The following is an 11,182-nucleotide window of genomic DNA, read 5'->3' on the forward strand; positions in this document are numbered from 1 at the left end:
TGGGACAATGATTGATGTTCGCTTGGAACTGGATGCGGCTCTGGCCGCGCTCGTCTCGGATGAATCGCCCGTCTTGGCTGACATTCGCCATGCGATTGGCGAGGATTCGGTGCAGACGTTTTACGTGCGTCCAGAGACTGTGTTTGACGCGGATTCGGTCTACGACCGCATCGTTTCCTTCATCGTGACCGAGCGCCGCCTCGTGCTCGTCTATTCGGATACGAATTACGAAATGGATACGCGCGGCGAATACGTGACGACGACGCAGTCCATTCGGCTTGCGGACATCAAGGAGCATCACGTGGTGCGCCGCCGTCAATTCCAGGGCGAACTCGTGGGCGAGCTTAATTCGATCCTTCTTCGCCTGCGCTGGGGTGCCTCGTTCAATCAGGACCTTCAGGTTGGCGCTTGTGACGATCCCGCCTGCACGAACGATCACGGCTACATCGGCATCGCGACCAACGAGGATCTGCAGATTTTCCTCGACCGCCACACCGATTCGGCCTACTTTGCCGAGGGAGTTCACTTCATCGAGGAACTCGACACGATTTTGGGAGACCTGTGAATCTGACCGGCGCCACCTTGCCCGGGCGGGAGAACCTCGCGGGCGTCATGCCTAGTGCCCTCGCCGCGATCGGCGCGCTCGAGGGGGAGACGCCCTTCGAGTTCCCGGCGTCCCCGCGCGCATGCGTGGTGCTCGTGGATGGGCTTGGCTACCACCAGCTTCACGGCCGGCTCGGACACGCCCCGAACCTGCGCGCTTTCGGCGCTGATCGCTCCATTTCCACCGTCGTTCCATCGACGACGGCGGCCGGGGTCACGGCGCTTGGCACCGGACTCATGCCGGGGCAGACGGCCATGGCGGGCTACGCGCTGCGCGTCCCGGACACGAACACTGTCTTCAACCTCATCGCGTGGAATTCTCCGATGGCAAGGCCCGAACGCTGGCAGACCCAGCCCACAGTGTTCGAAACAAGCTCCGCCGATCTGGTCAAGATTCAGCCGCAGAAGTACGTGGGCTCTGGCTTGACCCGCGCGGGGTTGCGAGGTGGCCGAACCGTCGTCGCCGAAAACCTGCCAGCCCGAGTCGATGCCACGGTGAACGAGCTTCGCGCCGGCGCCGATCTCGCCTACCTCTACTGGGACAAGATCGATGCGACCGGCCACAAGTATGGATGGACCTCCGAGCAGTGGATTGCCGAGCTCGAGCGCTTCGACGCCGAATTTGGCCGACTCGTTCGCACCCTGCCGCCCGGCACGCTCGTGGTGCTGACGGCCGATCACGGCATGGTCGACGTGAGTGAACGCGTGGACGTTCGCGACTTCGACGAGCTCGCCCTCGACGTGGACGTGGTGGCGGGGGAGTCCCGCGCCGTGCAGATCTACACGGCGGCGCCCCGAGACGTCGCCGATCGTTGGCGGGCTTTCTTCGACGACGACGCCTGGGTGGTCACGAAATCCGAGGCGATCGAGGCGGGTCTATTTGGCCCGGTCACTGACTTCACCGAGCGCGTGATCGGAGACGTATTCACGTTCCCCAAAGGCACGCTTGCAATTGTTGACTCGCGCTTTCAATCACCCGGAGCAATTGGACTCATCGGAGTTCACGGCTCGCTGACCGAGCAGGAAATGCACATCCCACTCGCGGTGGACGTCATCTAGCCGCCCTGATCGCTGGAGCGTTAGTTGCTCAGGAGTTAGCTGCTCAGGGTGCTCGTTGCTCAGCGTGCTAGTAACTTAGCGCGCTAGTTGTCTTTCGAGTACCCGAAGACGATTTCATCCCACGAGGGCATGGCCGGCCTGTCACGGCGGCGCTTCTTCTTGGGCTTGTCATCCTCGGTCTTCAGGTCAGCTTCATCGACGACGCCGGGCAGCTCCTGTTGACCAGGAAGCGGGGCGTCGTCTGGTGCCGATTCGGCACTCGGTACCGACGAGAGGCTCGATGCAGGTTCACCATCGGCGTCAGTGCCTGGTTCAGGAGCGGATTCGGAGCTCGGTGCAGAACTCTGTGCGGAACTCTGAGAGGATGTGCCCGCGGAGGGCGAGGGGAACGCCAGAATCGTTGCGTCGACGGCGGCGTAGGGCTCGGAGTGCGCCGGATGGGCGCCGTCGAACTCGGGTTCGTCCGGCATCGGCTGGGAGGTGCCGCGCTTGGAGTTGAGCGAGGCAAGCATCGTGTCGATATCCGTGGGTCGTCCGGATGAGGCCGGTTGCGCATCGATGGCTGACATCTTGTCGGCAGCAGGGCTACGCGGCTTGTCGGTCTCCTCCGGTACCTCCGGCGACGGCGGAGTGTTGAGCTTGCGCCACGGGTTGGTGGGCGCCGGAATCTGATTCTCGGTTAGCCACGTCGCTTCGTCATTGCGGGCCTGAACGGTCTGCGCCTTGGTGTTGATCCGCCATAGGGCCGAGTGATCGCGCCCGCCACTTTCATAGCGTGCAACGAGAGTCCACGGCTCGCCCTGATCGCGGTAGGCATCCCACGTGATGCTCGAGGACTCGACGTCACGCGAGACCAGACGGGAAATGACGAGCTCCTCGAGAGTCATGCCGCCGGCGTCGTGACCGAGACGATAGGAGCGAGCAAGCTGAGCGGTGTACTCGCGCTCGGCAAAGATCGGGAAGGCGAGCCCGTTGAGCTGGCTCGGAGGCAGTGAGGAAATCTCGGATACGTCGGCAACGCTCAAGCCGGCGCGGAAATGCGCCTGGATCTCACGCGGGGTAATCGGGCGCGGCTCGGAATCCTCACCCTGGTTGATATCAGTGCGCAACGCGGCCCGGAGCTCGTCAGTAATCGGCAAGACGTAGCGATTACCCTCGGAGTCATTCAGACTGAGCTTTTGCCCGTCCGTCAGCCCCAGCAGTTCGAGCTCAATCATATGTGTCCTCCTACAGTACTCTCTCAAGCGTGCCACTTCCGCACAACCAAGTGGGTTTCAACTGTTGGCGTGTTGCTTGCGTCGAGATTATCTCACTAAATCCGCGTTTAACGCCTGATCTTGTGAAATGTTGATAGCTCTGGTAAAAAGACCATGAACATTCACCGATTGAGGAACGAACATGGCAACAGATTATGATGCGCCGCGCAAGCAAGACGAGGAGCTCAAGGAAGATTCCCTGACTCAGCTCAAGGCGCGTAGCACTGACCATCAGTCGAGCTCCGTTGATGAAGACGAGGTTGAGGCCGCCGAGGGTTTTGAGCTTCCTGGCGCGGACCTGTCGAACGTCGAGTTGTCCGTTGCAGTTGTTCCTGCGCAGGATGACGAATTTACGTGTTCGCAATGCTTCCTCGTTCATCATCGCTCTCAGCTAGCCTACGAGGAGGGCGGCATGCCCGTATGTGCGGATTGCGCATCGTAGGCTGAGGAGTAGACATGGCGTGGTTTTCCCGAGGGAAGAACAAGGACGAGGAACCCGAGGAGATCTCGGAAGAGTTGGAGACTGCGGTCCCCACTGAAGGACCATGGGACGCCGGCGACGTCGAAATCGGCAAGCGCCTCGATGCGGGCTCACTGTGGATTCCACTCGTACCAGGAGCGTCCCTCCAGTTCACGCTGGACCGCCGGCGCAAGACTGTGCTCGGCGTCGTCTATGCCAAGAATGGATCGGCCCTGCAGCTGCAGGCTTTCGCCGCGCCGCGATCGCGCGGAATCTGGGACGAGGTCCGCCGCGATATGCAAACCTCAATCGCGAAGCAGGGCGGTTCCTCCCAGGAAGCCACCGGTCCATTCGGTGACGAGCTGCGGGCGCGAATGCCCATTCCGAATTCGAAAGACTTCTCGCCGCATCGCTTCCTCGGTATCGATGGCCCTCGCTGGCTCTTGCGCGCGACGATCTATGGCAAGGCCGGAGCCGACGACGCCGCGGCGGAGGAACTCATCGACATTATTAAGGACGTCGTGGTTGATCGCGGCCAGACCCCGCACCCACCGCGCGAGCTCCTGCCGCTCGAAATCCCCGAGCAGGTCAAAAGTAAAGAGCAATGAGTAGGCATACCGAGCTGACGGGCACCGTCCGCTCGATGACGTACCCGGGAGCGCAGCGCCCCCAGGTGCGCGTGCGCCTCGAGGTGGGGGACGCGACGATCGCGCTCGTGTTCATGTCCCGCTCCACGATCGAATGCATCGACATCGGATCCACCCTCACAGTGTCAGGCGCGCTGACAACCGATCGTGGCACCCCCACAATGTTTAACCCACGTTTCGTGGTGAAGGGTTCACATGGATAACGAGCAGACCAACGCGGAGCATGACGCGAGCGAGATCCCGGCAGAGGCCGTTGCCTCATCGGGTCTGCGCGCCGTCATTCAGGACGACTTCGACATCATGGAGGCCGTCGGCGGCGTTCGCGGAATCATCGAAGCGGTGGTTCCCACGGTCGTCTTCCTCGTGCTGTATACGGTCACGGGTGAGCTCAACCTTCCCCTCGTGGTCTCAGTCGGCTCGACCGCCGTCTTCATCCTCATCCGCGCGATTCAGCGCATTCCGATCACGCCCGCGCTCGGTGGTCTGTTCGCGATCGCCCTGTCAGCCTTTATCGCGTGGCGCAGCGGCGAGGCGTCGGACTTTTTCGTGTGGGGGCTGATCACGAACGCGGCCTACCTGTTCGGGCTCGTAATCTCGCTTGCCGTGCGCTGGCCGGCGCTCGGCCTCCTCATCGGCGCCCTTCGTGGGGATGCGACCTCCTGGCGATCGAGCACCGATCCGGCCAAGGTCATCACGCGGCGTCGCTACACGTACATCACTTGGATGTGGGTGGGCTTGTTCGCTGCGCGCCTGCTCGTCCAAGCCCCGCTCTATTTCGCCGACGCCACGGAGGCCTTGGGAGTTGCCAGGCTCTTCATGGGCGTGCCGTTCTTCGCCCTCATCGCGTGGTTCACATGGATGATGGTTCGCGGGCTGCCGGATGTCGAGTCGGAACAGGCGCAGCGATCAGCTGAGTAGCGCTTCGACCTCGGCCATGTCCGCGCCGGCGCTTCGCCCAACGATAAACAACAGTTGATCCCCGGCGTCGACGCTCATGTCCGTGGCCGGGAACAGCGGTTCGCCGTCGCGGATCACGCTTGCAATAACGATGTCTGGCGGCAACGCGACCCTGCCAAGCGGCTTGCGCGTGACGGGGGAGTCGGCGCTGACCGTGCCGTGGTAGAGACTCGCACCTGACTGGAACTTCATCCGGCGCACGAGCCGGCCTGTCGAGATCGCTTCCTCGATGATTTCGGACATGATCTGCGGGGTCGAGACCGCCACATCCACGCCCCACGATTCGTCGAAGAGCCACCCGTTGGCCTGATGGGAGACGCGGGCGATGACGCGCGGAACTCCGAACTCGGTCTTTGCGAGCAGCGAGATGACGAGGTTCGCCTTGTCATCTCCCGTGGTGGCGACGACGGCGTCGGTAGTATCCGCGTCCGCGGCCTCGAGCGTGCTGAGCTCGCAGGCATCGCCAAGAATCCAGTCGGCCTCCGGAACGGAGGCAACGCGCATGGCCTCGGGCTTGATGTCAACGATCGTGACCTCGTGGCCGGCCGCCGTCATGTCCCTGGCAACGAGGCGGCCAACGGAGCCGGCTCCCGCAACAAGAATCTTCATAGCGCATCATCTCCCACGCGATGGTTGAGAACTCGCTGAACCGCGTTCGTCTCGGACACGTGGGCGAGGAGGCGAAGCTCATCGCCGTCTTGGACGACCGTCGTCTGAGTGGGGAGCACGAGCTCGAGTTCTCGGGTGATGTAGGCGACGCGAGCGCCCGTGTTGCGCTCAATATCTGCGATGGTCGTGCCGAACCACGAGGAGTCGAGGTCGACGTAGAACAGGGCCGTGCCGGTGGCCGAATCGATGTGCTCGATGTGCGGGCCGAGGGGGATGAGCCGGTGCATGACCTGATCGGCCGTCCACGGGACGGGCGCCACGATGTCGATCCCGAGCTTGTTATAGACCCCGGCACGCGTGGAATCGTAGATGCGGGCGACGACGTTATCGATGCCGAACGTCTCGCGTACGACTCGCGCCGCGATGATGTTCGAGTTATCGCCCGAGGAGACAGCCGCGAACCCGGTGGCCTCCTCGATGCCAGCTTGGCACAACGCGTCCCGATCGAAGCCCACGCCGGTGACCTGCTGGCCGGAAAAGTCATCTGGCAGTCGGTTAAACGCGCGGGAGTTTTGATCAATCACCGCTACCGAGTGGCCTCGATCTTCAAGATTTACTGCGAGATTCGCGCCGAGGCGACCGCAACCCATAATGACGAAATGCACGCTACGAACGCTACCGCAATTCAAAATAAAGCGTAACCTTTCACTGTGCTTAACATCAGGTCCATGGTGCCGGGCTCGGACATCGCGAGCTCGCGGGCAAGCGCGCTCTCGACAGTCGCGCTCGTCATGGTCATCGTTCCGCAGATCGTGCTGCGCGCCATGTCCTATTCCGAGCGGTCCACGGGCGCGTTCATCGCGCTTGGCACCGGTTTGGCGACCTTCCTCGCCGCACTTGTCATCGCGCGGATTGCGAACCGGGAGGTGCCGCGCCGCTCGTCTCACCAACTCGCCGAACGCCACGTCGCCCGCTGGGCTGGCCTGCTGGTATCGGCTGCGCGGATCTTGGGATACGCGCTGCTTGTGATCCTGGGCGTCGAGCTCGCGGTGACGTCGCTCGAGGCCATCGTGACCGTGTCGTGGAGCGCCTGGCTCGATCCGATCCTCATCCTCCTCTTGGCCATCCCGGCGCTGACCGGGCTCGGCAAACGCGGCCAGCGATGGATCATCGTGTTCTCGTTTACTGCAACGGCCGCACTCGCCGCGATCCTCGTTTACGGGCTCATTCAAGAGGCGATCGGGGCGATCGACTTCGAGAACATTCGGCTCGCGCGCCAAGACGCCTACGCCTCCGAGCGCGTGCCGGAGGAGACGAGGCAGTTCTTCGAGGCCGCCCTCGGTGGCGCCCTCCTCGGCGCCGTGACCTCGCTGATCTCTGAGCGCGTCATGGCACCGACGGCCGATCGCCGAGTCTCCTCACGCCGGCTCGCGGCTGTTATGGGCTCGGCATTCCTCATCATCGGAGTGACGCTCTACTTCGTCGTCGTTCTCCAAATGCCCGGCAAACGCGTGCAGATCCCGTCCTTGTCGATCGCTATGGCATTCTTCGGCGACGTCGGCCAGGCGATTCTCGTTGCCCTGTACGTTCTACTCGGGCTCGGCGTCTCGTACGCCGCCTACAGTCAGCTGCCGCGCCTGCTGCGCGAACTCGCCCTCGACGTCCTGCTCCCGCGCAGACTCGCCGCGGCGGACGCCGTCGCGCCACGGCGGCTCATTATCGCGATCATCGCAGGCTTGGCCGCGGTGGTCACGATCGTCCTCGACTCCACGCGCTCGATCTCCGCGGTATTCGTGTTGACGATGTACACGGTCGTCGCGCTGACCTCGCTCGCGATGGTCTTCCGGGCCAAGAGCACGCTCAACGATTCCACGGATTCTGCGCAGCGGCGCACGGCTCGGTTCTTGAAGTGGCTCTTCCGCGGATACACCGTGGTCTCGCTCCTCGTGGCCGCCGCCGTGGTGGCGACTCGGCCAACGTGGGCGCTGGCGGGTCTCGTCGCACTGTCCGTCCCCGTCATCTTCCTCGTGCTCTATTCGCGCGGCCAGGAGAAGCTGACCGCGCAGCTACAACTGGGGTCACTCACGTCCGGCCGCCACCTGCCCACGCGCGTTCACGGCGTCGTGCTCATCGAGCGCGTGGACGAGGCGACGATCCAAGCGGTCACGTGGGCACGAGCGCTTCGGCTGTCGTCACTGACCGCTGTGGCGGTGGATATCGACCCGACGCAGACGCGCAACATTCGCGACGCGTGGACGGCGGCCATGGTCCCGGTGGATCTGACGATCCTTGGAGAGCCCAAGGGAGCCGTGCGCGGGCCGGTGATCGAATACGTTCGAGCCCGTCACGCCGATCACGCGAACGACCTCATGGCGATCATCATTCCGCGCCTCATTTCCTCGCGTTCGTGGGAGCGCTTCTTCCTGCGGCACTCGACCCCGCGCGTCGTCTCCGACCTGCGCCTCGAGCCCAACGTCATCATTGCCGAGGTGCCCTATCGCCTTGGAGAGGACGAGCGATGAGACTCGAGATTCATGACATCGGGCACGGCGGAGTGGGCATCGCCCGCCACGACGGCCGGGTGGTCTTCGTTCGCGGCGCGCTTCCAGGGGAGGTCGTCGACGCCGAGGTGACGGCTGAGAAATCGAAGTTCCTCAACGCCGTGGTCACCGACGTAATCGAACCGAGTGCGTATCGAGTGGAGCATCCGTGGCCAGACGGCGCAGCCGGGCGCACGGGCGCAGCCGACTTCGGCCACGTGAGCATCGAGGGGCAGCTGGCACTGAAGACGGCCGTGGTTCAGCAGAACATCCGCCGCATCGGCGGGGCCGAGCTGGCCAAGGAGCTCACCGAACAGCTCGGGCAGGTTGACGGCGTGGGTGAAGGCGTCAGCGTTCGCGGCGTTGATCGCGGCGATGGCTGGGGAACCCGCACGCGCTTCGAGGTCACGAAAATGGACTCGGGCGTTGGCATGTACCTCGAAAAGACGAACGACCTCGTGCCTATCCACGAGATGCCTCTAGCCGTGCCTGAACTCGCCGATCTTGACGTGTGGGGCAGCGCCTGGGACGCCTCGATCGAACCGGGCACGCGCGTGAAAATCGTGGCGCCGGCCTCCGGGCCCAACGTCGTCGTGACCGATGAGGCGTGGGCAGCGCCGGGGGAGCCCGCCGAGCAATACGTGTGGGAGCGAGCCACGACCACCGACCAGATCTTCGATTACCGGCTCAGCGCCAGCGGGTTTTGGCAGGTCCATGACAGGGCGCCCTCGACTCTCCTTCGCGCGGTTCTCGACGGCGCTCAGGCCGCGCCTGGCGAGCGCGTCGCCGAGCTCTTTTCGGGTGCCGGACTCTTCACCCTGCCCCTTGCGCTCGCCGTGGGGGAGAGTGGGTCTGTGCACGCGTACGAGGGCTCCAAGCGCGCGGTGGCAGACGCGCGCTACAACCTGCGGGACACGCCGTGGGCGCGGGCGGACGTGCGCCGCATTGATTCGCGGATTGCCGGCGAGATCGCGGATGCCGACGTCGTCGTCGCTGATCCGCCCCGATCCGGCCTCGGAAAGCAGACCGCGGCGAAACTCGCGCAGCTTCGTGCGCGAACAATCGTCCTCGTGTCGTGCGACCCTGCGGCGATGGCGCGAGACGTGGCACAATTGGTAGCGAATGGGCGACATGCGGTCAGCATCGACGCGATCGACATTTTCCCCAACACACACCACGTCGAAATCGTGACTGTCCTTGATCGATAGACACATCGGCACGAGGCTGATAGTTTGATGTCAAGATAGTTTACGAGCTCAGCGGGTAAACGTTCGAAGGAGAACTATGAGTATTGACAGTTTCAAGGCCAAATCCACACTTGAGGTTGGCGGCAAAGACTACGAGATCTACCGGCTGGACGCCGTGGCGGGCACTGAGAACCTGCCGTTCTCGCTCAAGGTTCTTGCCGAGAACCTGCTGCGCACCGAGGATGGCGCGAACGTCACCTCCGAGCAGATTAAGGCACTTGCCGAGTGGGACCCGACGGCCGAGCCCGAGCACGAAATCCAGTTCACGCCCGCGCGCGTGGTCATGCAGGATTTCACCGGCGTTCCCTGTGTGGTCGATCTTGCAACGATGCGCGAGGCCGTGACGGACCTCGGCGGCGATCCCGATCTGATCAACCCGCTCAACCCGGCAGAGCTCGTCATCGATCACTCGGTCCAGATCGACGTCTTTGGTACGCAAAACGCCTTCCAGCGTAACGTGGAGATCGAATACGAGCGTAACGGCGAGCGCTACCAGTTCCTGCGCTGGGGCCAGACGGCATTCGAGAACTTCAAGGTCGTCCCGCCGGGCACCGGCATCGTCCACCAGGTCAACATCGAGTACCTGGCGCGCGTGACGATGACTCAGGACAACGATGGCGTGCTTCAGGCCTACCCGGACACCTGCGTGGGCACCGACTCGCACACGACGATGGTCAACGGCCTGGGCGTCCTTGGCTGGGGCGTGGGTGGCATTGAGGCAGAGGCGGCCATGCTCGGCCAGCCGGTCTCCATGCTCATCCCGCGCGTGGTGGGCTTCAAGCTCACCGGCGAGATTCCGGCGGGCTCCACCGCAACCGACGTCGTGCTGACGATCACCCAGATGCTGCGCGACCACGGCGTGGTTGGCAAGTTCGTTGAGTTCTATGGCGACGGCGTGAGCGCCGTTCCGCTGGCCAACCGCGCGACGATCGGAAACATGTCGCCCGAGTTCGGCTCGACCGCCGCGATCTTCCCGATCGACGACGTCACGCTCGACTACCTGCGCTTGACCGGCCGTTCCGACGAGCAGGTCGCGCTCGTGGAGGCCTACTCCAAGGAGCAGGGCCTGTGGCATGACCCGACGAAGGAAGTCGAGTACTCCGAATACCTCGAGCTCGACCTGTCCACGGTCGTTCCCTCGATTGCCGGCCCCAAGCGCCCGCAGGATCGCATCGTCCTGTCCGAGTCTAAGGAGAAGTTCCGCGAGGTTCTTCCCTCGTATGTGAACTGGGACGACGACGGCGCGGTGGACTCCTCGCTCGAGGCGACCTTCCCGGCGTCGGACCCGGTTGCCCCGGGTAGCGAGGACGAGCACCCGGCTCCCGAGACCGGCACGCCGAGCCTCGACCGCCCGCACAAGCCAAGCTCCGTGACGCTCGCCGATGGTACCAAGACCGAACTCGACCACGGAACCGTGGCGATCGCGTCGATTACCTCGTGCACGAACACGTCGAACCCGTCGGTCATGATGGCCGCGGCGCTCTTGGCACGCAATGCGAACGAGAAGGGCCTCAAGCCCAAGCCGTGGGTGAAGACCTCGATGGCTCCCGGCTCGCAGGTTGTGACCGACTACTACGAAAAGGCGGGCCTGTGGCCCGATCTCGAGGCGCTCGGTTTCCACCTCGTTGGTTACGGCTGCACCACGTGTATTGGCAACTCTGGTCCGCTTCCTGAGGAAGTCTCGCAGGTTGTCAACGACGAGGATCTCGCCGTCGTATCCGTGCTTTCCGGTAACCGTAACTTCGAAGGCCGCATCAACCCGGACGTGAAGATGAACTACCTCGCGTCCCCGCCGCTCGAGAGA

General features: G+C 63.5%; 12 protein-coding genes. 9 read left to right on the plus strand and 3 right to left on the minus strand.

Annotated elements, in window-relative coordinates:
• The first annotated feature begins 7 nt into the window (after window positions 1-7).
• Window positions 8-565: a DUF5998 family protein gene (locus ACHFFR_RS01855; RefSeq protein WP_394262569.1), complete on the plus strand. Its 558-nt coding sequence runs from the start codon at window positions 8-10 to the stop codon at window positions 563-565.
• A complete protein-coding gene (locus ACHFFR_RS01860) occupies window positions 562-1,662 on the plus strand; it encodes an alkaline phosphatase family protein (protein ID WP_394262570.1) in 1,101 nt (366 codons plus the stop codon). The genes ACHFFR_RS01855 and ACHFFR_RS01860 overlap by 4 nt, the downstream gene beginning before the upstream one ends.
• An 83-nt stretch (window positions 1,663-1,745) precedes the next feature.
• Here the strand turns inward: ACHFFR_RS01860 and sepH are convergent, their stop codons facing one another.
• Window positions 1,746-2,879, minus strand: a complete 1,134-nt coding sequence (gene sepH / locus ACHFFR_RS01865) for a septation protein SepH (protein ID WP_394262571.1) — start codon at window positions 2,877-2,879, stop codon at window positions 1,746-1,748.
• Between the two features lie 181 nt (window positions 2,880-3,060).
• On the opposite strand from sepH, the gene ACHFFR_RS01870 reads away from it, so the two are divergent.
• From ACHFFR_RS01870 to ACHFFR_RS01885, 4 genes are read left to right on the plus strand one after another with little or no spacing between them, the layout of a single operon-like run.
• Window positions 3,061-3,360, plus strand: coding sequence for a DUF4193 domain-containing protein (locus ACHFFR_RS01870; protein ID WP_394262572.1), 300 nt, complete (start codon window positions 3,061-3,063; stop codon window positions 3,358-3,360).
• Between the two features lie 14 nt (window positions 3,361-3,374).
• Complete coding sequence (locus ACHFFR_RS01875; RefSeq protein ID WP_394262573.1) at window positions 3,375-3,986, plus strand: DUF3710 domain-containing protein; 612 nt, start codon at window positions 3,375-3,377, stop codon at window positions 3,984-3,986.
• Window positions 3,983-4,228: a hypothetical protein gene (locus ACHFFR_RS01880; protein WP_394262574.1), complete on the plus strand. Its 246-nt coding sequence runs from the start codon at window positions 3,983-3,985 to the stop codon at window positions 4,226-4,228. The genes ACHFFR_RS01875 and ACHFFR_RS01880 overlap by 4 nt, the downstream gene beginning before the upstream one ends.
• The gene (locus tag ACHFFR_RS01885; protein WP_394262575.1) at window positions 4,221-4,943 is read left to right on the plus strand and encodes a DUF3159 domain-containing protein; all 723 of its coding nucleotides are present in this window, start codon (window positions 4,221-4,223) and stop codon (window positions 4,941-4,943) included. Before ACHFFR_RS01880 ends, ACHFFR_RS01885 begins: the two co-directional genes overlap by 8 nt.
• Here ACHFFR_RS01885 and ACHFFR_RS01890 read toward each other — a convergent pair.
• Together ACHFFR_RS01890 and ACHFFR_RS01895 are read right to left on the minus strand one after the other, a co-directional pair.
• The gene (locus tag ACHFFR_RS01890) at window positions 4,932-5,591 is read right to left on the minus strand and encodes a potassium channel family protein (protein ID WP_394262576.1); all 660 of its coding nucleotides are present in this window, start codon (window positions 5,589-5,591) and stop codon (window positions 4,932-4,934) included. The genes ACHFFR_RS01885 and ACHFFR_RS01890 overlap by 12 nt on opposite strands.
• A complete protein-coding gene (locus ACHFFR_RS01895; RefSeq protein ID WP_394262577.1) occupies window positions 5,588-6,256 on the minus strand; it encodes a potassium channel family protein in 669 nt (222 codons plus the stop codon). Before ACHFFR_RS01895 ends, ACHFFR_RS01890 begins: the two co-directional genes overlap by 4 nt.
• A 45-nt stretch (window positions 6,257-6,301) precedes the next feature.
• Here ACHFFR_RS01895 and ACHFFR_RS01900 point away from each other — a divergent pair, with 45 nt between their 5' ends.
• The 3 genes from ACHFFR_RS01900 to acnA all read left to right on the plus strand — a co-directional run.
• Window positions 6,302-8,113 carry a hypothetical protein gene (locus ACHFFR_RS01900; RefSeq protein WP_394262578.1) on the plus strand — a complete coding sequence of 604 codons (1,812 nt, stop codon included), beginning with the start codon at window positions 6,302-6,304 and terminating at the stop codon, window positions 8,111-8,113.
• On the plus strand, window positions 8,110-9,339 hold the full coding sequence (locus ACHFFR_RS01905) for a class I SAM-dependent RNA methyltransferase (RefSeq protein WP_394262579.1): 1,230 nt from the start codon (window positions 8,110-8,112) through the stop codon (window positions 9,337-9,339). Before ACHFFR_RS01900 ends, ACHFFR_RS01905 begins: the two co-directional genes overlap by 4 nt.
• 76 nt (window positions 9,340-9,415) lie before the next feature.
• A partial coding sequence (gene acnA / locus ACHFFR_RS01910) for an aconitate hydratase AcnA (RefSeq protein ID WP_394262580.1) occupies window positions 9,416-11,182 on the plus strand: 1,767 nt, incomplete at its 3' end.

It is taken from the genome of Trueperella sp., from assembly GCF_043424875.1.
Taxonomy (GTDB): domain Bacteria; phylum Actinomycetota; class Actinomycetes; order Actinomycetales; family Actinomycetaceae; genus Trueperella.

Coding starts and splice junctions, on each gene's coding strand:
- ACHFFR_RS01855 (WP_394262569.1), top strand. CDS start 8: ATGATTGATGTTCGCTTGGAACTGGATGCGGCTCTGGCCGCGCTCGTC.
- sepH (WP_394262571.1), bottom strand. CDS start 2,879: ATGATTGAGCTCGAACTGCTGGGGCTGACGGACGGGCAAAAGCTCAGT.
- ACHFFR_RS01870 (WP_394262572.1), top strand. CDS start 3,061: ATGGCAACAGATTATGATGCGCCGCGCAAGCAAGACGAGGAGCTCAAG.
- ACHFFR_RS01875 (WP_394262573.1), top strand. CDS start 3,375: ATGGCGTGGTTTTCCCGAGGGAAGAACAAGGACGAGGAACCCGAGGAG.
- ACHFFR_RS01880 (WP_394262574.1), top strand. CDS start 3,983: ATGAGTAGGCATACCGAGCTGACGGGCACCGTCCGCTCGATGACGTAC.
- ACHFFR_RS01885 (WP_394262575.1), top strand. CDS start 4,221: ATGGATAACGAGCAGACCAACGCGGAGCATGACGCGAGCGAGATCCCG.
- ACHFFR_RS01890 (WP_394262576.1), bottom strand. CDS start 5,591: ATGAAGATTCTTGTTGCGGGAGCCGGCTCCGTTGGCCGCCTCGTTGCC.
- ACHFFR_RS01905 (WP_394262579.1), top strand. CDS start 8,110: ATGAGACTCGAGATTCATGACATCGGGCACGGCGGAGTGGGCATCGCC.